Origin of the sequence: Rhizobium hidalgonense (genome assembly GCF_005862185.2) — a bacterium.
Classification (GTDB): Bacteria; Pseudomonadota; Alphaproteobacteria; order Rhizobiales; family Rhizobiaceae; genus Rhizobium; species Rhizobium hidalgonense.
This window is the reverse complement of record NZ_CP054027.1, coordinates 1,228,828-1,250,849: the sequence shown is the minus strand read 5'-3', so window position 1 is coordinate 1,250,849 and position 22,022 is coordinate 1,228,828. Positions and strand designations below refer to the sequence as shown.

The following is a 22,022-nucleotide window of genomic DNA, read 5'->3' as shown; positions in this document are numbered from 1 at the left end:
CCGGGCGGGCTTTCGGCCGCCGGGCGCTCCTCAAAGGACCCGGCAACCGCGCGTAAGGCCGAGGAGAAGAAGCGAGGTCAGGGCGCGCGTATTGTCACGCAAGGCGATGCGGCCGCGTGCAATCGTGTTGGAAATCCTGGCGCCAGTGGTCTTCATGGCCGCGCTTATAACCTTGGGCGGCGGAACTGGCAAGCCCTTGCGGCACGGCAACCTCCATCACCGTGGCTGAGCCCGATCCTTCGACATCTTCACCAGCCGTGACAGCGCCAGCATCAGCCCACCGGCGATCAATCCCCAGAAGGCGCCTGATATGCCGCCGAAGGAGATGCCGGAGGCGGTGACGAGGAAGGTGATCGCCGCCGCCTCACGTGATTCCGGCGCCTGGAAGGCCGACATCGCCGACGACGAGAAGGCACCGACGAGCGCCAGTCCCGCCACCGCCTCGATCAGGATAGGAGGCGCCAAGGCGACGAAAGCCGTCACCACGCCGGCGAGCAAGCCGAGGATGATATAACCGACGCCGGCGATCAGTGACGCCCAGTAGCGCCGCTTGGGATCGGCATGGGCATCTTGGCCCGCGCACATTGCCGCTGTGATTGCCGCCAGATTGACGGCATGGCCGCCGAACGGCGCCGACAGCAGCGAGAAGAAGCCGGTGACCGCAAAAAGCGGGCCGGGCTTCGGATCATAGTGATTGACCTTCAGCACCGCGATACCGGGAATGTTCTGCGATGCCATCGTAACGATGAAGAGCGGCAGCGCGATCGACACGAGACCGGCAAGGTTGAACACCGGCCGGACGATTTCCGCCGTCGGCACCAGCGATTGTTCGAGCGACCTAAGCGCGCCGTCCGGGATATCGACACCGAAGGTGAGCACCAGCACGAAGGCCGCAAGTGCCGCCGGCACCGCCCAGAGGCGCTTGAAGGCGCCGACGACGATCCAGGCGCCGATGATCGGCAGGCCGAGGACGGGATTGAAACCGATTGCCTTCACCGGCGCGAAGCAGAGGCCGATCAGCACGCCGGAAAGCATCGCATTGGCAAGCGGCGCGGGAATGGCAGCAACCGCCCGGCCGAGCGGCTTGAACAGCCCCGCGACGATGATCAGCGCTGCACAGATCAGGAATGCCCCGACCGCAGCATTGAAACCGCCGTCGATCGCGCCGGTGCTTGCCAGCAATGCCGCCCCGGGCGTCGACCAGGCAATGCTGATTGGCAGCCGCGTCACGGCGCTCAGCACGATCGCGCAGACGCCCATGGAGATCGACAATGCCATCAGCCCGGACGCCGCCTGCGCATCTGTCGCACCGACCGCCTCGAGCCCGTGCAGCACGACGGCAAACGAGCTGGCGGAACCGACGAAGGCGGTCAGCAGCCCCATGAACAGGGCTTGGACGGAAAAATCTTTGAGCATGGCGGGACTCGGCGATCTGCGGGAATGGCGCATGGAGCATGATGGTTGCCGCTGGCGCAAGCCCGAACTCAGCTCTTTCCGTTCAGCACCCGCGTCTTCCTATCCGTCAGGCTCTCCATGCCGGCCAAGACCGGCAGAAACAAAACGCCCTCGCCTGATGTTGCAGGCGAGGGCGTTCAAAAGCTTCAAATGAAAAACTCAGATATCGGCCTGTGACGTCACGATCCGCGAGACGAGACCGTAGTCCTTCGCCTCTTCGGCCGACAGCCAGTAGTCGCGATCCGTATCCCTGGCGATCTTGTCGAGCGGCTGGCCGGTGGCCTCCGCCATGATCTTGTTCAGGCGCTCGTTCATCTTGATGATCTCGCGTGCCTGGATCTCGATATCGGATGCCATGCCGCGGGTGCCGCCCGAGGGTTGGTGCAGCAGGAAGCGGGTGTTCGGCAGGCACAGGCGCCGCTCCTTCGGGGCGGCGACATAGATCAGCGCGCCGGCGGAGGCGACCCAGCCCGTGCCGATCATCCAGACCTTCGGCTTGATGAACTTGATCATGTCATGGATGGAATCGCCGGATTCGACGTGGCCGCCGGGCGAATTCACATAGATGCGGATATCTTCGTCGCCGGCCGCGGCAAGCGCCACAAGCTGCGAGCAGACCTTCTGCGCCAATTCCTGATTGATCGGTCCGTAGATGAAGATCGAACGCGACTTGAAAAGATTCGCCTCCGTTTCCTTGCCGAGCGGCAGTTCCTTCGTCTTGTCGTCCTGGTCTTCGTCGTTCATTCGAACCTCTTGGAGATGAATTCGGCTTCCCCGCACATAGTGCGACTCAATGCCTAAAACAATGCGGGAAAAACACAAGGCACCGAAGCGATGGAGATATCCTTAAGAAGCCGCGCGCCGTTCTGCAAGCCTTACTGAAATGTAACGGTGAAAGGCTTTGAAAAGCCTGAATCGGTTCCTACCTCAACCTTACGCAGCGATAGCTGCAGCGAAAAACCATGGAGCGCTTTACGCGTCCGGTCGGATACGAGAGCGCTCCGGACCAACAGGAGGCAGAACATGTCACCCGAAGAACGCCAATTGCTGACCGCCCTCTTCGACCGCGTGCGCACAGCAGCGGCGCAGCCGCGCGACCGCGACGCCGAGGCCCTGATCGACCAGGCGACGCGCGAACAGCCCTCCGCCACCTATTATCTCGCCCAGGCCGTCATCGTGCAGGAAAAGGGGCTGGAAGCGGCCGCCAACCATATCAAGGAACTCGAAGAGCATGTCCGCCAGCTGGAAGCCGGGGCGAGCGATCACCGCCAGGCCGAACAAGGCGGCGGCTTCCTGAGCTCGATCTTCGGCAACACCCAGACGCAGCAGCCGGCACCGGTTCCCTCCAATCCCGGTCCCTGGGGTCAGCAATCGCGCTCCTATGAGGATTCCCGCGGCTACGACCGCGATGGCCGCCAACAGCAGCAGCAGCCGACCGGTCCCTGGAACCAGCAGGCCGGTGCGCCATCAGCCGGCGGCAGTTTCCTGCGCGGCGCGCTCGGCACGGCCGCCGGCGTTGCCGGCGGCATGCTGCTTGCCAATTCACTGAGCGGCATTTTCGGCAATCACATGTCCTCGCTCGGCTGGGGCTCGCCTTTCGGCGCCAACCCCTTCGGCAATGCCAGCGCGCCCACCGAGGAAACCATCATCAACAATTATTACGGCAATGACGACGCCCGCCAGGCCTCGGATATTGCCGGCAATGACAATGACGACAATGTGCAGCAGGCCGATTATGACGACGGCGACGATTATAGCGATGACTCGTCCGGCGACGTTACGGATGTTTGACGGGCAGAAATTGGCGGTTGATTTTACACCGCCGCACCGTATCCCGGCCCTTCGCTCTAGCTCAGGGCGTTCGCTGCTGCAATCGATTCACTGGCGCCTTTGGCGGCGCCGCAGCTTACCCACGTCCGCGATAGGTGGCGACGCCCTGATCCGGCAGCCATACACCTTCCGGCGGTTTGCCAGTCTGCCAGAACACGTCGATCGGAATACCACCGCGCGGATACCAGTAAGCGCCGATCCTCAACCATTTGGGATTGAGCAGCTCGACGATGCGCTTGGCGATATAGATCGAGCAGTCCTCGTGGAAAGCGCCGTGGTTGCGGAAGGAATGCAGGAAGAGCTTCAGCGACTTCGATTCCACCAGCCATTCGCCCGGAATGTAATCAATGACGATATGGGCGAAATCCGGCTGCCCGGTCATCGGGCAGAGCGAGGTGAATTCCGGCGCGGTGAAGCGTACGACGTAATCGGTGCCGGCATGATTGGACGGCACTTTTTCAAGCACCGCCGCCTCCGGCGATTGCGCGGTTTCGGTTTGCTGACCCAGCATCGACAGGCTGGAAACATCGGTATTCGGCATCATGCCTCCTTGACGACTTTGACGCGGATGCCATGGGCCTTTTCGCCCTCCGGCTCCACGTGAATGGCTATTTTAGCGCCCTCGTGCGCCGCACTGATGGCATCCTCAAGGCGGTCGCATATATCATGCGCCTGCCGCACCGACATAGTGCCGGGCACGACCATGTGAAAATCGATGAAGGTGACGGTGCCCGCCCGCCTTGTTTTCAGGTCATGCACGCCGATCGAGCCCGCCGCATGGGTGGCGATCGCTTGCTTGATCGCCTCTTCGTCGAGCGGATCCACCGCCTGATCCATCAGCCCGCCGATCGATTGCGAGATCACTTTCCAGCCCTGATAGAGGATGTTGACGGCGACGAGAATGGCGAGCACCGGGTCGAAGATCGCATAACCCGTCGCCAGCGCCAGCAACAGGCCGACGAGCACGCCGGCGGAGGTCACCACGTCGGACAAGATATGCTGCCCGTCGGCTGCGAGCGCCGCCGAGCGGTATTTACGCCCGGTCCGGATCAACAGCCGCGCCCAGACCGCATTGATGACACCGGCCGCCAAATTGATCGCGAGGCCGAGCACCGGCGCATCGAGCATGCGCGGTGCTGCGAGATACCCCACCGCCTCGTTGACGATCAGCAGCGCGGCGACCACGATCAGCACGCCCTCGGTGACCGCGGACAGATATTCTGCCTTGTGATGGCCGAAAGGATGGTCGTGATCGGCCGGTTTCTGCGCGTAGCGGATGACGAAAAAGGCGATGAAGGCGGCCACGACGTTGACGGTCGATTCGAGCCCATCCGACAACAGCGCCACCGATCCGGTAACCCACCAGGCCACCATCTTCAGTCCCATGACACCGAGCGACAGCGGAATGCCCCACATCGCCAGCTTGCGAACCGTAAGATCGCCGTTGTCGCTCATATCGTCCTCCTGCGGTTGCGAATGAATTGCAGGGTCCAAGCCATTGAAATGCAAAACCGCCCACGCGAATGTCGCGCAGGCGGTCCAGTTTGAGGGTGATATGAGCGATGATGCAGGATTTGTCAAAGAGAATGACACTTCCTTCACAGGTGTCTTCACGACTGTTGTCACCCACAACTGGAAAGCAGCGACGGTGAACGTTCGCGATCCCGCTGCGGCGCTCAGTGAGCCGGGTCTGAGAGGACGGGCTGCGGCCAGCGCAAAAGCGCGGCCTGCCCCGCCGGCGTCAAGGCGTAGATGCCCTTTTCTATGCGCTCGAACCATCCGTAGACGTTGTCGCGCAGGATCGGACCGGCCTTTAATGTAAGCGCCTTCATATCTCGAGGCCTTACGATTCCCCGATCGAGTGCCGAAGCGCAAAGCAGCGCCTGCTGACGATAGGCGGTCATGATCGGCGCCCGCGAGCCGCCGCCGACAGCCGGGTCGCCACGACGGCGCTGATGCTCATTGACAAGACGCGTGCGCCGCTTCGGGTTGGTGCGCGGCATCGGCGAGACGGAACTGACGATGACGCTGACCTCGCCGCCGTCGGAGACGCCGAGCATGCCGATACCGAGCCGCCGGCAGAGGTCGCGAAAGCGCCTGTCGGCCTCCCGCCCGCGCCCCTTGGCCGAAACGCGCGCCGCGATCCAGACTTCATCGCTCATAGCGGCGCGGTCGACCGCCTGCAGAAGCAGTTCGAGGTTGAAGGAAAGTTTCAGTTCGCAGACCACCACGACCGGCGGCTCGCCCTCGCTCAAGCCGACGAGATCGCATCCGCCGACCTCGCCCTTCACGACATAGCCGGCCGCTTCCAGGAAGGTTTTGACCGGCAGGTAAAGCGACGTTTCCACAGTGAAAACGGCGCCTCAGGCAGCGTTGAGATCGGCAATCTCGCCATATCGGGCGAGCAGTCGCGGCGAAGACATGTCGCCGGTTTCCTCGTCGACGATCACGGCATAGGCCGCCACACCGACATACCGCTCAGCCATCGCCGAGGCGATCTTTTCCGCACTGACGGAATTCGACGCCTGGCGCATTTCGCCGGGCACAAGATTGCCGCGGTTCTTGCGGTAAGGGAGCACGATGAACTTTTCAGCATTGGCCACGGCGATGGGTTCCGATTGATCGTTCCTGAAATGTTCTGATTTGACTGACAAAGTCAACCTATGAATGCCCCGCCCCGCCCTTCCCGTGACGGGGAAGGGCGAACCGGAGTTGCAATCACGCAGCCTTCGTCTTCGCTTTGCGCGCCAGATGCGCCACGACATTTTCGATCATCCGCATGCCGGCATCTCCACCAAGCGTCATGATCGATTCCGGGTGGAACTGCACCGCGGCGATCGGCTCCTTGGCGTGCTCGATGCCCATGATCGTGCCGTCTTCGCTTTCCGCCGTGATGATGAACTCGCGCGGCAGCGTCGAAGGGTCGGCGAAGATCGAGTGATAACGGCCGACGGTCACTTCCCTCGACAGGCCGGAGAAGACGATGCCCGGTTCCAGCACCCGGATGCGCGAAGGCTTGCCGTGCATCGGCAGCGCCAGATGGCGCAGTTCCCCGCCATAGGCTTCGGCGAGCGCCTGCAGGCCGAGGCAGACGCCGAAGATCGGCAGGTTGCGGGCCCGCGCCTTCTTGATCGTCGCCTTGCAGTCGAAATCCTTCGGCGTTCCCGGCCCGGGCGACAGCACGACCAGATCCGGATTCAGCCGGTCGAAGATTTCCTCCGGCACCGGCGTGCGCACGGTCGAAACCGTCGCCCCCGTCTGGCGGAAATAATTGGCGAGCGTGTGAACGAAACTATCCTCATGGTCGACAAGCAGGATGCTGACGCCCTTGCCGACGGAAGCAACGTCGCGCTGCATTTTGCCGGAATTGCCCGTTTTGGCATCGCGGATAGCGGAAAGCATGGCAGAGGCCTTCAATTCTGTTTCGGCTTCTTCTTCTTCTGGAATGGAATCATTCAGCAGCGTCGCACCGGCGCGCACCTCGGCGATACCGTCCTTGATGCGCACTGTGCGCAGCGTCAGGCCAGTGTTCATGTCGCCGTTGAAGCCGACCATGCCGATTGCCCCACCATACCATGCACGCGGGCTTTTTTCACGGCTCTCGATGAAGCGCATCGCCCAGAGCTTCGGGGCGCCGGTGACGGTAACGGCCCAGGCGTGGCTCAGGAACCCGTCGAAGGCGTCCATGTCGTCGCGCAGCCTGCCCTCGATATGGTCGACCGTGTGGATCAGGCGCGAATACATCTCGATCTGCCGGCGGCCGATCACCTTGACGGAGCCAGGTTCGCAGACGCGGCTCTTGTCGTTGCGGTCGACATCCGAGCACATGGTCAGCTCGGATTCGTCCTTCTTCGAATTCAAAAGCTTGAGGATCTGCTCGCTGTCGGCGATCGGGTCGTCACCACGCTTGATCGTGCCGGAGATCGGGCATGTCTCGATCCGCCGACCGGAAACGCGCACGAACATTTCGGGCGAGGCGCCGACCAGATATTCCTGGTGGCCGAGATTGATGAAGAAGGAATAGGGTGACGGATTGATCGCCTTCAGCCGCTTGGAGATGTCGGAAGGCTTGCTTTCGCAGCGCTCCATGAATTTCTGCCCGGGCACGACTTCGAAGAGGTCGCCCTTGCGGAAGCTTTCCTTCGCCTTGACGACCAAATCGGCATATTCGCCCGGCCGGTGATCGCTCTTCGGTGGAATGGCATCCGTGTGCTTGAAAGGCTCGGGCGCGATGTCTTGCGCCTTGCCCTCGGTCGTCACGCCGCCCTTTTCGAAATCGTAACGGTCGATCCAGGCCTTGGCGGCATAATTGTCGACGACCAGGATCTCGTCCGGCAGGTAGAGCACCATGTCGCGCTGGTCGGACGGCCGCGTCAGCTTCAGATCGATCGCGTCGAACTGGAAGGCGATGTCGTAGCCGAAAGCGCCGTAAAGCCCGAGGCTCGCATCCGCCTGCGAATAGAAGAGGTCGGCCACGGCGCGCAGTACGGTGAAAACCGTCGGCATCTTCGAGCGCTCTTCCTCGGTGAATACCCGGTCCGGCTTCTTGACCGAAAGGTCGAGGCGGCGGGCGGAGGAAGCGCCGAGCACGAGTTCGGACACAGTCTTCAGCCGCTCGGCCACGAAGCCGAGGAGCACCTCGCCGCGTTCGTTATAGGCTTCGATCCAGACGTCGCGCCCGAAGGAGGAGATGCCGAGCGGCGGATCGACGACGGCGGTATCCCAGCGCGTATAACGGCCCGGATATTCGTAGTTCGACGAGAACACCGCGCCGCGGCGTTCGTCGAGCTTGTCGATATAGGAAGAGACCGCATCGCCGTAGGGGATTGCCCGCCGCTGCCGCGTGACGGATATGCCGCCCTTGGTCTCGTAGATTTCCGCACCATCATCCCGCAGGATCGTTACCATTGTTCCACTCCGTTATCGGGCCCGGACGACAGGCGGCGATAAAATAAAAAAGCCGCCTCGAAGTTTCGGGCGGCTCACTCGTCGTCGTCTTTGGACACGATTGGTCGAGGCCGCCTTAGCGAGCCCACCACCAAACAGCAATGTTCAAGGACTTGATCATGGGAAAAATAGTTAGCCTGAGATCAGGCATTGCGCAAGAGGCGATCGCGGGAATGAAAAAGGGCGGCCCGAAAGCCGCCCCTCCCCAGCCTTGAAGGCATGATCGGTAATCAGAACGTCTTGGAGAGCGAGACCTTGAAGGTGCGGCCAGGTTCGGAATACCAATCGCGCGGCTGCGACGCCGTCGCCGAGCTGAGATTGACCTCGCGCACGGCAAGCGCGTTGAAATATTCCTGGTCGAAGATGTTGTAGACGCCGGCCTGCACGCGCAGGCCCGGCAACTGTTCCGGCGTCCACCAGCCGGTGAGGTCGACGATCGCATAGCCGGGCGCATCGAAGGTCGTATCGGCGGTCGAGCCGACGGTGTTGAGATGGTCGGTGAGCATCCCGGCCGAAAGCGTCGAGGAAAGATCGAAGCCGAAGGTCTCATTGCTCCAGCCGCCGCCGACAATCGCCTTGAAGGGTGCGACCGAGCGCAGACGCTGGGTGGTTTCTTCATTCCGGCCATAGGCATAGGCAAGCGAAGCATGCAGATTGATGCCGTTGTCGAAGGTCTTGGCGGCGCTGGCTTCGATACCCGAGATCACGGCTGACGACACGTTCGTGTAATTGAACTGCGTGAAGCCGGTGGCGTCTCTGGTTGTCACAGTCTCGATAAAGTTCTGATAGCGGGTGTGGAACGCTGCGACCCGGCCGGTGAAATCGCCCGTGTCGAAATTGGCGCCGATTTCGACACCGCGGCCGATTTCCGGTTCCAGGTTAGGATTGCCGAGCTGAGCGTAGCGGCCCGTGGGGTTGTAGAAGCGGCTGTAGAGTTCGTCCACCGTGGGGGCACGGAAGCCGACGGCCAGCTGCGCGTAGAGCTGAACATCGGGCGTCAGGTCGTATGTCGCAAGAATCTTCGGCGACATGCCGGCTTCCGTTCGCTCGCGCAGATCGCCGAAACGGGTAAGCCCGGTATTGTTGGCGAAACCGCCGTCGGTCGACGGGTCGTAGTTGAACCAGTCGAAGCGGATGCCTGGCGTCAGCGTAAAGCCGGTATTGCCGATTTCAATCTTGTCTTCGACAATAAGCCCAAGGCTCTGGCTGTCCACATTGGGTACTTCCGCCTGGTTGTTCAGCGCCGGGCATGTTGTCGCCGTTGGGCAAAGTGCCCAGCTATACTGGCTCCAGCTCGCAACACCGACGTCGAGGCCAACGCGAAGGGAGTGGCTGAGACCGGAATATTCGAAGTCCTTCGTCGCGGTGCCGGTGAAGCCCCAGGTTTGGCTTTCGATCTCGTTGTTGCGGCCATAGGCCACATTGGCGGTCGTACGGCCCCTGCTGCCGGCTTCCTTCTTCAAGTCCAGCCAATAAAGCGTGGCGCGCGCGCTGCTGAAGAACGCGTCGGAAGATTGTGCCTCATAATCGTAATCGAGAGAAACGCGGTCGCGGTCGCGCCGTTCGCGGCCGTCAAAATTGTCGATCATGAAGTTGCGGGGCGCAGTACCCCCCTGGAGTTCGCGCAGGTCGGTCGTAAGATCGCGGCGGAAGCGTTCCGCCGTCACGCCGATGCGATGGCCGCCTTCCAGATCCTGGCGCAGTTTGAAGAGCAGGTTGTTCTGATCGAAATCAGCCGGATCCGCCTCGGTGCGAAGGGCGCCATAGCTGCCATTGTCGCCCAAATTGTCGCGTTCATGGCCCTTGCGGTAGCCGCCCTGAAACAGGATCGACGTGTTGCCGATCTTCTTGGCAGCGGCGGCCGAGCCGGAAAGGCTGCGGTCTTCGCTATCATAGGTCGACTTGACGATCGCACCCCAATCGCGGCCTTCTGGAATGAGATCTTCCGGCTCCAGCGTATTGAGAACGATGGCGCCGCCGAGCATGCCGGAACCGCCCTTGCTCGAATCCGCGCCGCGCACGATATCGAGCGAGGACAGTGAATCGAAATCGAAGGTATCGCCGCCGCCATTGGCGTTGGCCGGCGCAAAGGCACCCTGGCGCGCGCTGTTCGAAATATAGGGGATCGGAATGCCGTCGATCGTGGTCAGGATGCGAGCGCCGGAAAGGCCGCGCAGGTTGAAGCCAGAATCGGCGCGCGAATAGTTCACGCCTGCATCGACGCTGCGGCCGATATCGTCATAGCTGGTGACCTGTTTTTCTTCCAGCTGTTTGCTGGTGATCTCGGTCGCAAGCGGCGTGTCGGCGACGCTGCCCGGCGCCACGCGTTTGCCCTTGACGACGATCTTTTGCAGGACGGTGCCGTCCGCGCTGGCCTGCGGCGCCGTTGCCGGAGCGCTTTGCGCTAGAGATTGCGAAACAGGAAGAACAACTGTGGCTGCCGTGCAGACCAGGAGAACCGAGCGCCAATGCCGGACGATCATAACCTACCCTCTCATGATGATTACCGGGCTGGCTGGTCGTGGCGCGTCGAACGCTCGAGGGGCTGGCTGGGCTTTGCGGATGAAGGCGCAGAATTCCGCCTTCTTTCCGCCGCATAAAAAACATGAGGATTTATGTCAAGATAAAGCGGTAGTTTATGTTGAATATTAAATTTAAGTTTTAACGATCTTTCCGGACGTTGCGCAATTGCAACGAAAACCGCCACGATGCGTTATATCTTCCGTTATCGATATGACGGAACCGGATGCGTTGGGAAAATTTTCGATACTGGCGATCCTCACCGCTACCGCCTTTCTTGCCGGCGCCCGCCTCCCCCCGCACGGCCCGTTACCCCAACCTCGACCAGATGCTGGGGAGATGACAGCTCCCGCCCCGCTCCCCGATAAGACTGAACTGCCTGCACCGGATGATGTGCCCGCGCCTCAGCCAAAGCCTAATGTGCCAAAGCCTGGCGTGAAGGAGGAGCCGGAAGCGCCGGCGCCGGACCAGCCGTCGGCGCGACCGACCGAACCGGCAAAGCCCGAAACGGTAAAGCCCTCGCCGGCGGAACCGATGCAGGGCCCGCCGCTCCCGCCGGGCAAAGGCCCGCAGACGCCGGAGGAAGACAATATGCCACCCGCCGAGCAGACGCTCGAAGAGCAGCATCTGACGATCGAACCGGAAAGCGATCCCGAGCACGCCGAATGCACCGCTGCGCTCAAGGCCTTGGGCGTCGTCTTCAAGGACGCTCCGCGCATCGACGACGGCAATGGCTGCGGTATCGACAAGCCGATCATCGTTTCCGAAGCGCTGCCCGGCATCAGGCTAAAGCCGGAGGCGACGGTCCGCTGCCCGGCAGCCCTTGCCCTTGCCCGCTGGGTGAAGGAGAGCGTTATTCCGGCAGCCTCTGCCGCCCTGCCGGAACAGGGCCGCCTCATGACAGTCAACCAGGCAACGTCCTATATGTGCCGCCTGCGCAACGGCGCCGGAACGGGCAAGATCTCCGAACATGCCCGCGGCAATGCTATCGACATTGCAAGCTTCCATTTCGAGAAAGGCGAAGATGTCACCGTCCGCTCCCGCCGCGAGGACGCGACGCTGACCGGCGCCTTCCAACGCACCGTCAGCGCCGCCGGCTGCCTCTATTTCACCACCGTCCTCGACCCCGAAAGCGACGCCGCCCACGAGACCCATTTCCATCTCGACGTGATCGAGAGGAAAGGCGGCTATCGCTATTGTCACTAATCATTTAACGCGCTTGCGATTCTAGCTTGAATCAAGCCGTAAAATACCCAAATCGAAGCTGTGAAACGCGAGGGGAAGGCCGCTAACGGATGAAAACGATCGCAGGCTACCTGATCGTCTATCTGTTTTTCCTCGGTATCGGCTATCTCGTCACCGGCGAACCGTATTGGTTCGCCTGTCTGGCTGTGTTTCTCTTCGGCCTGGAGCGGCTCTTCATCTGGCTGTTCGTCGACCCGGACTATGGAAAGCGCCGCGATCGTGTGACCCGGCACTCCGGCAAGCTGTCCCCCGATCAGAACAACCCTTCGATATAACCTTGGTCATTCAGGAAAATCCGTTCCGCCGAGGGCGATTTCGGCAGGCCGGGCATTGTCATGATCTCGCCGGTGATGGCGACGACGAAGCCGGCGCCGGCTGAAAGCCGCACCTCCCGCACAGAGACGATATGCCCTTCCGGGGCGCCGCGCAGGTTCGGGTCGGTGGAGAAAGAATATTGCGTCTTCGCCATGCAGACCGGCAGCTTGCCGTAACCTTGCTCCTCCCATGTCTGCAGCTGGTCGCGCACAGCCTTGTCGGCCGTCACCTCGCCGGCATGGTAGATCTTCGAGGCGACGATCTCGATCTTCTCGAACAACGAAATGTCGTCGCCATAGAGCGGCTGGAATTTCGCCTGTCCTGACTCGGCCAGTTCCACCACCTTGTGCGCCAGTTCCTCGATACCGGCCGAACCCAGCGCCCAATGGCGGCAAAGGATCGCCTCGGCGCCGAGCCGCGAGACGAATTCCTTGACGGCCGCGACCTCGGCCTCGGTATCCGAGACGAAATGATTGATCGCCACGACGACCGGCACGCCGAAACGACGGACATTCGCCACATGCCGGCCGAGATTGGCGCAGCCCTTCTTCAGTGCGACGACATCCTCCGTGCCGAGATCCTCCTTTTTCACCCCGCCGTTCATCTTCAGCGCCCTGACGGTCGCGACGATGACCGCCGCGTCCGGCTTCAGTCCGGCCTTGCGGCATTTGATGTCAAAAAATTTCTCGGCGCCGAGATCGGCCCCGAAGCCCGCTTCCGTCACCACATAGTCGCCGAGCTTCAGCGCCGTCTTCGTCGCCGTCACCGAATTGCAGCCATGGGCGATATTGGCGAAGGGCCCGCCATGCACGAAGGCGGGATTGTTCTCCAGCGTCTGCACCAGGTTCGGCTGCATCGCATCTTTGAGCAGCACCGCCATGGCGCCGTCGGCTTTCAGGTCGCGCGCATGCACCGGCGTCCTGTCGAAGCGATAGCCGATGATGATGTCGCCGAGCCGCCGCTCCAGGTCCTTGAGGTCGGTGGCGAGGCAAAGGATCGCCATCACTTCGGAGGCAACTGTGATGTCGAACCCGCCTTGGCGCGGAAAGCCGTTGGCGACGCCGCCGAGCGAGGAGACCATGCTTCTGAGCGCCCGGTCATTCATGTCCATCACCCGCCGCCAGGTGATGCGGCGGATATCGATATTCTCTTCGTTGCCCCAGTAAATGTGATTGTCGATTATCGCCGCCAGCAGATTGTGCGCTGAGGTGATCGCATGGAAATCGCCGGTGAAATGCAGGTTGATGTCTTCCATCGGCACGACCTGTGCATAACCACCGCCGGCCGCTCCGCCCTTGACGCCGAAGCAGGGGCCGAGCGAAGCCTCGCGGATGCAGACGATGGCTTTCTTGCCGATCCGATTCAGCCCGTCACCGAGGCCTACGGTCGTCGTCGTCTTGCCCTCGCCGGCCGGCGTTGGATTGATCGCGGTGACGAGGATCAGCTTGCCGTCCTTCTTGCCCGCTTGCCCGGCGATGAATTCGGCGCTGACCTTTGCCTTGTCGTGACCGTAGGGGACGAGCTGCTCGACCGGAATGCCGAGCTTCGCCCCGATTTCGAAGATCGGCATTTTGGCCGCAGCGCGCGCGATTTCGATATCGGATTTGATCGATGGCATGGATGTTCCCCGTCCCGGCCTTCCGCAGGGCGCGGAGGCGTTGCTCTGTCTTCATCGGGATAGCGAAATATCGGCGGGGTGTGAATAGCGCTGCGCCTTGCGGTCGCCACGCCGGATGTTTATGTGGCGATCAACGATCGCGGTTTTACAGGATGAAGACATGAAAGCACTGGAACTGATCATCGAGCGCATCATCCTGTCGAGCCGCTGGATCCTCGTCGCCTTCTATATCGGCCTGGTCGCGGCACTCGCCGTCTATGCCGTTTCCTTCGGCTACAAGCTCCTGAAGATCGCTTCCGACGTCTTCGCCCTCGACGAGGCGGAGATGATCCTTGCCATGCTTAGCCTGATCGATGCGGCCCTCGTCGCAAGCCTGATCGTCATGGTGATGATCTCGGGTTACGAGAATTTCGTCAGCCGCTTCGATGAGGCCAGTCAAGCCGACAACGAAGTCTCCTTTCTCGGCAAGCTCGATTCAGGCAGCCTGAAGATCAAGGTCGCCTCCTCGATCGTTGCCATCTCCTCCATCCACCTGCTGCAGGTCTTCCTCAACGCCGACAAATACGCGGACGGCAAGATCATGTGGCTGACACTGATGCACCTCGCCTTCGTCGCCTCCGCCGTCATGCTCGGCTTCCTGGAGAAGCTAATGAGCGCGACGTCGAAGAATGATTTGAAGGATAAGGCATAGAGGGACGACCAATTGGTTGTCACGTCGGTGAGTGGGCAGACCGGCTTTTAAGGCGTTCTTTCCGCATCAATTCGAGGCCGCAGCAGCAGGAACGATCGCTCCCTCAATCTTTCTCGGGCATCGAAGACTTTCCTTGGCATCGGGTCCACATAGGCGATCACCGGGTTCATCGCCATAAGGGATGATGCCATTGATGATGCCAAGATCGAGCGCCTGGGAACGAAGTATGGTCTTTCGCTCGATCGATGTCGCGAGCATCATCGTCTCGAATGTCTCGGCACTGGCGCCCATCTCGTCGAAATAGGCGAAGAACTTCGTATATTCAGCCGTGGTGGGCCTGACCAGGCCGATAGTGGAATATCCGATCATCCGGGGCGTTCCGCTCATCAAGACAAGAGTACAGGTCGAAAGGCAGTATCCACCCCCCGCAAAAACCTCGCCCTCGGTCGGTCCGCTTTTGGCGATGCTCGCCTTGCAACGCGGATCCAGCTTTGGACAATTCGGCAATTGGGTTCTGCCGATTGAGGTCTCCAGACCTGCAGCACGGATCATACGCCCCATAGCGAATGCCGCATCCATGTCTCCGCCGTTAGACTGAAGGACGACCGGCAGCTTTCGTTCGCCGAGCGTCTTCAAGAGCGCCTCGAGCCGAGCCGGTGTCTCCGGCGTGATGTCTCCATCGGCAGAAATCCACTGCGTGCATTCCTCCTGGCAATTGCCGTGGTACATCAGGAGAAAGTCCATCGGACCGGTTTTCGGCAGAGTCTCGCTTGTAACCATGGCCGATTTCTGCGGCGGCGCCGTGGATAAAGGCGTCGCCGCCGCCACGGGCGCTTCGGCCACCGGATGGCCGTGACAGACAGCCTCGGCCGCTGCATCCGGCGCGCAGAGCGGCATGCCGGGCCATTCATTGTAGGAAAGCATGTCGGTGATGAGACCTGTCCGAAGCGCCTCTGCGGACGATACGATGTTGATGTTGTCAGGCGTGGCGCTCATCATCAGGCCGATGACATCCTGGCTGACGCCCATTTCCTTCAGATAGGCCGTCAAGGCAGTGCTGGCCCTCTTTCCAAGTTTGGTGGAACTGCTCTGCCCCGCTGACTTGCGTCCAACCTCCTTGCGGGAGATTTCCTTCTTCTTGCCGTTCACGATCTTGTATTCGATGCGGTAGGAGACACGCACCTTGTTATAGATCGTCGTGATCTGGTGGACGCCGATCGCGGCCCATTGTGACGAAACACGCGACGTGCCGCCCGCCAACGCCAATGGACAGGCGGAAAAACAATATCCACCGGCCGAATAAGTGTCGCCGACCGAAGGGCCGTCCTTTGCAATAGCGGCTTCGCAGCGCGTATCCTCAACTGGGCACCCCTTCAGCAGCGTACCGCCCACTGCCGTCTCCAGCCCGGCCTTGCGGATCATCCTGCCCATCGCATAGGCAGCGTCGACGTCACCACCCTCCGAACGGAAAACGACAGGCAATTTACGGCCGCCGATCTTCTTGAGGACTTTTTTCAACTGAGCGGGCGTATCGGATGTTATGCGCCCCTCCGCCGATATCCATTCCGCACAGTTTTCCTCACAGAGGAAACTGCGCACGAGGATGAACTTCATGGGGGGCTGCGCTGCTTGTTTCTGTTCGGCAGCCTGCGCGATTGCCGTTCCCAATGGAAAGGTCAAAAGCAGAAAAACAAGTAATAAGCTGGAACATAAACACTTGATCAAAAAGGAAATTCCAAAGCGCACGATTAAATTGCCCCAACTTTATATGATATTACGCTTAGCAATTGAATTGAACGGCAGCAAGCCGGATTTCCAACTGTTGCCGCGCTCTTGTCTTGTTCGTCCATCACTACATGCGACCGGCTGCCGCAGTGCTTGCGCGTCGACTCCAGCATAAAGCTGGGCGCGAGTTCTCCTCGAACTCTACCCAAAGTGATTCTCTTGCTCGACTGTGCAAGGGCCATCGCTATGCGGCATGGGGGAAGTCAAAGATACCGTAACGCTATATCCGCAAGTCAAAACTCAACTAAAGCGCGATCACCTGTCAATTATTTTACACAATTCGAGTAAATCAGCTGACGCTAAGTCAATTGGGGCTAGCATCCGGCCGGCTTTCTGTGTTTGATAGCGTTAACATTGGGGCAGCCGGAGGCGTACAGATGTCTTATATGACCACCTCTGAAAGACAGTCATTGCTCTCGGCAGAGCTTGCCACTGCTCGAACGCGCAGCCTGTTTGCGCAAGCGCTCGGCCGGGTTTCCGCCGCTTTCGGATTGTCGCATGCGACCCTGATGCACGCTCCGTCCCCGGAAGACCTGCTGTTGAAGCCCCTGCTGATCGAAAGCTCGCTTCCGGCCGCCTACATCAAGGAGTTCGACCGCGCCCACATGATGCGCGGCTGTCCGTTCGGCTTACGGCTAAGGGAGTCCGCCGTCCCGCCGGCCTGGCACCTCAACGACGCCGCCAATGGTCAGGCCTTTCCCGCCGAACTGCGCGCCCTGATGCTGCGCCATGCCATTCCGGCAGGCGTTGCCATGCCGACCATTGCGGCCAATGGCCAGCGCCTGGTCTTCTGGTTCTGCGGCGAGCGCGCCGCACTGAGCCAGAGCGAGGTCAACGAACTGGCCATGATCATCCTGCATGCACTCGATGCATATAATGCAGTCAAACGGAATGAGGAATGCGCGCACAACGCGCTGTCGACCAGAGAACTAGAAGTTGTGCGCTGGACTGCCCAGGGCAAGACTTCGATCGAAATCGGCCAGATCCTGGCGCTCTCGGATCATACGGTGAACGCCTACATGACCAACGCGATCAAAAAGCTCGATTGCGTCAACCGCACCCAGTTGGTAGCCAAGGCAATTCGATTGAAGCTGATCAACTGAGGAATCGGAAGAGAGATGGCACGTCGTGCCGTGATCTGAGGGAATCGTTTCACCGCGTCGACAACCGGCTTGGCGGCTACAAGCTGGTGCGCAGCGTTGGCCGCTTTCGTGACGATGAAAGCGGCGGCGGCATCGTCGGCGTCACCTATGAGTTCGAGAAGCTGCGCGTCGTCGGCTTCGAGGACGATACGAGACCGCGCTGACTCCCGGAAATTTTAGCGGTCGAGCACAGAGCGGATCTCGACGAGGTTCGAGCGCACCCTGAGAATATAGAAGCCCATGGTGGCGAGATGGCTCGGCATGATCCAGCCGTCCTCACGCCCGTTAGAGATGATCGCCGGTTGGATTCGCAGCGCCGCTTGGAACTGCCGCATTGTGCTGCCCCAGACCGCTCCGAGATTGCGCTCCTGCACCACCTGCGAGAAATCCGCCTGCGCCGCGGCAAGGATGGCGTAATAGGCGTAGAGCTGGCCGTAGGCGAACCAGAACCGGTCGTCGGCGCGCGTATCGAACCAGCCGCGATTGTGGTTTTCCGAACGCTCGGCGAGCATGTCGGACGTGCCGCCGAGATCGTTGGCGATGCGGTCGATGAACTGCATCAGGTTATCGGCGCGGCCGTCGAAAATCACGTTACAGGCGGCAAGATCGGTGTTGAACTTGCGCAGACTGCCGATCGCCGAGCGGTAATAGGAGGGCGTTGGCGTTTTCGGCCCGAAGGGATTAAGGCCGAAATACCAGCTGTATTCATCGAACTGCAAGTTGCCGCGCGCGCTTTGCAGATCATTGTTGATACCCGAGGTGCCGCGCACGCGCCCGAGCGTATCGACAAGCTCCGCCGACGTCCGCCGGACCGCCTGATTGATGCCGCGCTGGAACGACGCCTTGTTGTCGAGGAAGGGCGTGTGATCCCAGTCGACGCCGAAGAAGCCCATCTTGTAGAGCAGCATGGAGGAAATCCATGCGTTCTGATTGACATTGAAATCGGTCAGATCGGCCGTGACGTCGACGATGGCCGAGCGCTGGCAAGTCTTGGCAGCCGTAGCGCTGCTGCCCGCGGCGACCGGCACTTCCTGGCCGGCGGCAACCTTGCGTTCGGAGAGCCTGTATTGATCGACGAAGGCGGTGTTGAAATTCGACCAGACCTGCGTCTGCCAGAAGAAATAGCCGTAGAGCACGACGAAGAGCGCCACGAACGCGATAACCGGCAACCGGATCATCCAGCTCCGACGCTGATACCAGCCGTGCGCGGCAAGGAAGGGCCAGAAGGCCCAGGCGAAAAACAGTCGGGCCGAGCGGCCGATCGTCTGGCCGATCAGCCTGAAAAAACCGGCAATCCGGTCAAGCATCGTCGTCTCCTGTCAGGCGAGGCGAACATCGGGACGTCGCCGCCCCGTTGCATCCACATATGCGCTCGGTAGGCCGAGCACAACATGAGCCTCGCGATTTTTACGACTGAAAGCAGCGCGAACCGGCGCCTGGCGGATCAGGACCGCAGGAACGGCAGGCTGAAGCGGAAGGCCCTGCGCGCCGTGTCGATCAGCGGCGCTCCCGATGCCTCCGGCAGCGGTTCGGCATAGGCCGGAAACCTGCCGGTGAATTCCAGATCGGCGCGGTTCTTGCGCCGCTCCAGATCCTGGGCGACCAGCATGCCCTTCTCGAACAGCCTGATCGGCGCGGCGATATCGGGAAAGAATTCCGGCTTGATCCGCATCTTCATGCCCGGCCGGTCGGTATCGACCTGCGCCTGGTAGATGATCAGCCGCTCCTCGACGTCGATCATTAGCTTGCGCAGCAGCACGTTGCAGGCGGCGATCCGGGCGTTCAGCGAATCGACAAAGGCCTGGAACAGGCCGATGAAGCGCTCGCGCCGCTGGCTGTCGTCGCGCATCTCGTGCTCCCCGGCGGAAATCCGCTCGGCCTCCGCCTTCAGCGCCCGCCGCTCAGTCTCCATCTGCTCCCAATGTGCCTTATTGCCGTAGACACCGATACGCCCCTGCGTCGTCAGCGCCTTGGCGTTGAGCTCCTTCATCTTGAGGCGGGCGAGATCGATGGAATCGACCAGCCGGCGCCGTTGCTCGACGATGTCGACGAGACCGCGTTCGGCAGCCCTGTGGCGTTCGATGATCGAAGCGCGCTGGCCGGCGATCAGCCTGGCAAGCGCATCCGATTTGGACAGAAGCTCGAGCAACCGTTCGATGACCGGGGCCTCGCGCACGCGTTCGGTATGCATGCGCCACATCCGCTGGCGCGACGTCCAGCCGGCCATCTTCTCGCGCAGCGTCAGCCCCCGGAAGCTGTCGAGATCGGCGGAAACCTCGGCCGTCAGCCGGTCGAGGGAAAAGACCAACTCGGCCTGCAGGGCGTCGAGTGCGGCAGCCTCGGCGATATACGCCTGGAAGCGAGCATTCTGCTCGAGGAAAACTTCGTCGGCCGACAGTGCTTCATCGCCGCTGAAGGCACTGATCGCCGCCACGCAATAGGCTCCGTCGGCCGCAACCCTCTCGGCAAGGCTGTCTGCAGTTTCGTACTGGCTGTCGAATGGCGGCGGTTTGCGCACCCGGCCTCTCCAGGGAATCTCGTGCTTCTCACGTTAAATCAATTTCAGCAAAAGTGCGAAGCGGTTTTCCGTCCGCGATTGCGTAAAATGGATCAGGTCGCCTGCGGCACCAAAGAAACAGGCGGTAGCGGCCTCCTCAGACCGGCTCGGCGATCCAGGCTCCGTTCATCGCTTCGTCCCAATGCCTGCGGCAGAGCGAGACATATTTCTCATTGCCGCCAACCTCGATCTGCGCGCCTTCGTGCAGCACTTTCCCTTCCGCGTCGAGTCGCACCACCATGGTCGCTTTGCGCCCGCAATGGCAGATCGTGCGCACCTCGCGCATTTCGTCGGCGATCGCCAACAGTTCCTGCGAAGCCGGAAATAATTTGCCCTGGAAATCGGTTCTCAGCCCATAGACCATCACGGGAATGCCGAGCCTGTCGACGACGCGGGCAAGCTGCCAGACATGGACAGGCGTCATGAAATGCGCCTCGTCGACGAAGACACAGGCAATCGGCGCCCCTTCCCCGCTCAGCGTCGAAATCAGCCGGAACAGGTCCTCATGTGGCTCGAAGGGAATGGCGCTCGCCTCCAGCCCGATCCGCGAGCCGATGATGCCGCGGCCGGTGCGCTCGTCGAAAGCGGCGATCAATTGCACCGTGCGCATGCCGCGCTCCTGGTAATTGTAGGAGGCCTGCAGCAGCATCGTCGACTTGCCGGCGTTCATCGTCGAGTAGTTGAAATAGAGTTTTGCCATCCGATCTCTCCTAGATCGGTTTATTGAAAGCTCACAACGGCAAAGGAAAGCCCCTGAAGGCGATAATCACAGGAATCCCAGCCCGACAATCGCGGGCGGCCTGAAAACAGGGTGCCGCAAAAAATCCGCCGACGTCGCAATCGCATGGGTCGATACGACGCAAACGCACTGAGGTCGCTTGTCAAACTCGGCTATTGGTGGTTGGCTTGGGAACTTAAAGACTGGGAGTCTAAAATGAAAACAACAAGCACGTTCAAACTCGTCACTGCAACTGCCGTCGCCGCCCTCTCCGTTGCGACCGCCGCCTTCGCCGCCGACCCCGACAGCTGCTCCACCGTCCATTTTTCCGATGTCGGCTGGACTGACATTACCGCCACCACCGCCACCGCATCCGTCGTCCTGAAGAGCATCGGCTATCAGACCGACGTCAAGGTTCTCTCGGTGCCGGTCACCTACACCTCGCTGAAGAACAAGGACATCGACATCTTCCTCGGCAACTGGATGCCGACGCAGGAAAAGGACGTCCGCCCATATATTGAGGACAAGTCGGTCGAATCCTTCGGCCCCAACCTGGTCGGCGCCAAGTATACGCTCGCCACCAACGCCAAGGGCGCCGAACTCGGGATCAAGGACTTCAAGGACATCGCCGCCCACAAGGACGATCTCGACGGCAAGATCTACGGCATCGAGCCGGGCAATGACGGCAACCGTCTCGTCATGGACCTGATCGAAAAGAACACCTTCGGCCTGAAGGAAATGGAAGTCGTCGAATCCTCAGAACAGGGCATGCTCGCTCAGGTCGCCCGCGCTGAGAAAGCCGGCAAGCCGGTTGTCTTCCTCGGCTGGGAACCGCACCCGATGAACACCAATTTCAAGCTGACCTACCTCACAGGTGGTGACGATGTCTTCGGTCCTGACTTCGGCGGCGCCAAAGTCTATACCAACGTTCGCGCTGGTTATCTCGACGAATGCCCGAATGTCGGCATGATGCTGAAGAACCTGAAGTTCTCCCTCGAGATGGAAAACCAGATCATGGGCAAGATCCTCGACGACGGCAAGGAGCCGGAAGCTGCCGCGACCGAATGGCTGAAGGCGAACCCTTCTGCGCTCGAGCCCTGGCTCGCCGGCGTCAAGACCCGCGACGGCAAGGGCGACGCGCTGGCGGCCTCCAAGACCGGCTTCGGCCTTTGATGGTCTGAACGGGGCGGCTCGCCGCC

Annotated in this window: 20 protein-coding genes and 1 pseudogene; 7 read left to right on the top strand and 14 right to left on the bottom strand. The window is 61.0% G+C overall.

Annotation, left to right across the window (positions count from 1 at the left end):
* Positions 1-30 precede the first annotated feature (30 nt).
* The 3 genes from FFM81_RS33125 to FFM81_RS05815 all read right to left on the bottom strand — a co-directional run bounded on the left by FFM81_RS33125 (position 31) and on the right by FFM81_RS05815 (position 2,199).
* Entirely contained in the window at positions 31-156 is a 126-nt protein-coding gene (locus tag FFM81_RS33125; protein WP_280176715.1) for a hypothetical protein, read from the bottom strand.
* Between the two features lie 60 nt (positions 157-216).
* The gene (locus FFM81_RS05820) at positions 217-1,449 is read right to left on the bottom strand and encodes a benzoate/H(+) symporter BenE family transporter (RefSeq protein WP_025416757.1); all 1,233 of its coding nucleotides are present in this window, start codon (positions 1,447-1,449) and stop codon (positions 217-219) included.
* Between the two features lie 165 nt (positions 1,450-1,614).
* On the bottom strand, positions 1,615-2,199 hold the full coding sequence (locus tag FFM81_RS05815; RefSeq protein ID WP_003565570.1) for an ATP-dependent Clp protease proteolytic subunit: 585 nt from the start codon (positions 2,197-2,199) through the stop codon (positions 1,615-1,617).
* A 279-nt stretch (positions 2,200-2,478) separates the two neighbouring features.
* On the opposite strand from FFM81_RS05815, the gene FFM81_RS05810 reads away from it, so the two are divergent.
* A complete protein-coding gene (locus FFM81_RS05810) occupies positions 2,479-3,246 on the top strand; it encodes a DUF2076 domain-containing protein (RefSeq protein WP_003565571.1) in 768 nt (255 codons plus the stop codon).
* 115 nt (positions 3,247-3,361) lie between these two features.
* On the opposite strand, the gene queF is transcribed toward FFM81_RS05810, so the two are convergent.
* The 6 genes from queF to FFM81_RS05780 all read right to left on the bottom strand — a co-directional run bounded on the left by queF (position 3,362) and on the right by FFM81_RS05780 (position 10,715).
* Positions 3,362-3,826, bottom strand: coding sequence for a preQ(1) synthase (queF, locus tag FFM81_RS05805; RefSeq protein WP_003565572.1), 465 nt, complete (start codon positions 3,824-3,826; stop codon positions 3,362-3,364).
* Entirely contained in the window at positions 3,826-4,740 is a 915-nt protein-coding gene (gene emfA / locus FFM81_RS05800; RefSeq protein WP_003565573.1) for a CDF family cation efflux transporter EmfA, read from the bottom strand. The genes queF and emfA overlap by 1 nt, the downstream gene beginning before the upstream one ends.
* 221 nt (positions 4,741-4,961) lie before the next feature.
* A complete protein-coding gene (locus FFM81_RS05795; protein WP_138384958.1) occupies positions 4,962-5,633 on the bottom strand; it encodes a DUF2161 domain-containing phosphodiesterase in 672 nt (223 codons plus the stop codon).
* Between the two features lie 15 nt (positions 5,634-5,648).
* Positions 5,649-5,888, bottom strand: a complete 240-nt coding sequence (locus FFM81_RS05790) for a hypothetical protein (protein WP_025416760.1) — start codon at positions 5,886-5,888, stop codon at positions 5,649-5,651.
* A 115-nt stretch (positions 5,889-6,003) separates the two neighbouring features.
* Complete coding sequence (locus FFM81_RS05785) at positions 6,004-8,193, bottom strand: anthranilate synthase (RefSeq protein WP_025416761.1); 2,190 nt, start codon at positions 8,191-8,193, stop codon at positions 6,004-6,006.
* A 269-nt stretch (positions 8,194-8,462) separates the two neighbouring features.
* Positions 8,463-10,715 (bottom strand): TonB-dependent hemoglobin/transferrin/lactoferrin family receptor, encoded by a 2,253-nt coding sequence (locus FFM81_RS05780; protein ID WP_138384957.1) that lies wholly within the window; start codon positions 10,713-10,715, stop codon positions 8,463-8,465.
* Positions 10,716-10,965: 250 nt separating this feature from the next.
* On the opposite strand from FFM81_RS05780, the gene FFM81_RS05775 reads away from it, so the two are divergent.
* Positions 10,966-11,958 carry an extensin-like domain-containing protein gene (locus tag FFM81_RS05775; protein WP_173883761.1) on the top strand — a complete coding sequence of 331 codons (993 nt, stop codon included), beginning with the start codon at positions 10,966-10,968 and terminating at the stop codon, positions 11,956-11,958.
* A gap of 89 nt (positions 11,959-12,047) precedes the next feature.
* Positions 12,048-12,272 (top strand): hypothetical protein, encoded by a 225-nt coding sequence (locus FFM81_RS05770; RefSeq protein ID WP_003565578.1) that lies wholly within the window; start codon positions 12,048-12,050, stop codon positions 12,270-12,272.
* Here FFM81_RS05770 and FFM81_RS05765 read toward each other — a convergent pair.
* Positions 12,251-13,930: a formate--tetrahydrofolate ligase gene (locus FFM81_RS05765; protein ID WP_003565579.1), complete on the bottom strand. Its 1,680-nt coding sequence runs from the start codon at positions 13,928-13,930 to the stop codon at positions 12,251-12,253. The two genes, FFM81_RS05770 and FFM81_RS05765, sit on opposite strands and share 22 nt — an antisense overlap.
* Positions 13,931-14,090: 160 nt before the next feature.
* Between FFM81_RS05765 and FFM81_RS05760 the strand changes: the two genes are divergently transcribed.
* On the top strand, positions 14,091-14,621 hold the full coding sequence (locus FFM81_RS05760) for a TIGR00645 family protein (protein ID WP_003565580.1): 531 nt from the start codon (positions 14,091-14,093) through the stop codon (positions 14,619-14,621).
* Positions 14,622-14,687: 66 nt separating this feature from the next.
* Here the strand turns inward: FFM81_RS05760 and FFM81_RS05755 are convergent, their stop codons facing one another.
* Positions 14,688-16,367, bottom strand: a complete 1,680-nt coding sequence (locus tag FFM81_RS05755; RefSeq protein WP_025416765.1) for a COG3904 family protein — start codon at positions 16,365-16,367, stop codon at positions 14,688-14,690.
* A gap of 416 nt (positions 16,368-16,783) precedes the next feature.
* Between FFM81_RS05755 and FFM81_RS05750 the strand changes: the two genes are divergently transcribed.
* Both FFM81_RS05750 and FFM81_RS05745 read left to right on the top strand, forming a co-directional pair.
* Positions 16,784-17,509 carry a helix-turn-helix transcriptional regulator gene (locus tag FFM81_RS05750; RefSeq protein WP_003565582.1) on the top strand — a complete coding sequence of 242 codons (726 nt, stop codon included), beginning with the start codon at positions 16,784-16,786 and terminating at the stop codon, positions 17,507-17,509.
* Positions 17,510-17,559: 50 nt separating this feature from the next.
* Positions 17,560-17,712: pseudogene (locus tag FFM81_RS05745) on the top strand (PAS domain-containing protein); the annotation flags it as partial.
* 12 nt (positions 17,713-17,724) lie between these two features.
* Here FFM81_RS05745 and FFM81_RS05740 read toward each other — a convergent pair.
* From FFM81_RS05740 to FFM81_RS05730, 3 genes are all read right to left on the bottom strand, one after another.
* Complete coding sequence (locus tag FFM81_RS05740; protein ID WP_003565583.1) at positions 17,725-18,855, bottom strand: DUF2333 family protein; 1,131 nt, start codon at positions 18,853-18,855, stop codon at positions 17,725-17,727.
* Positions 18,856-18,992: 137 nt separating this feature from the next.
* Positions 18,993-20,066, bottom strand: a complete 1,074-nt coding sequence (locus tag FFM81_RS05735; protein ID WP_025416766.1) for a hypothetical protein — start codon at positions 20,064-20,066, stop codon at positions 18,993-18,995.
* A 136-nt stretch (positions 20,067-20,202) separates the two neighbouring features.
* The gene (locus FFM81_RS05730) at positions 20,203-20,805 is read right to left on the bottom strand and encodes a thymidine kinase (protein ID WP_003565585.1); all 603 of its coding nucleotides are present in this window, start codon (positions 20,803-20,805) and stop codon (positions 20,203-20,205) included.
* A 234-nt stretch (positions 20,806-21,039) separates the two neighbouring features.
* Here FFM81_RS05730 and FFM81_RS05725 point away from each other — a divergent pair, with 234 nt between their 5' ends.
* Positions 21,040-21,996, top strand: coding sequence for a choline ABC transporter substrate-binding protein (locus FFM81_RS05725; RefSeq protein ID WP_003565586.1), 957 nt, complete (start codon positions 21,040-21,042; stop codon positions 21,994-21,996).
* Positions 21,997-22,022 lie beyond the last annotated feature (26 nt).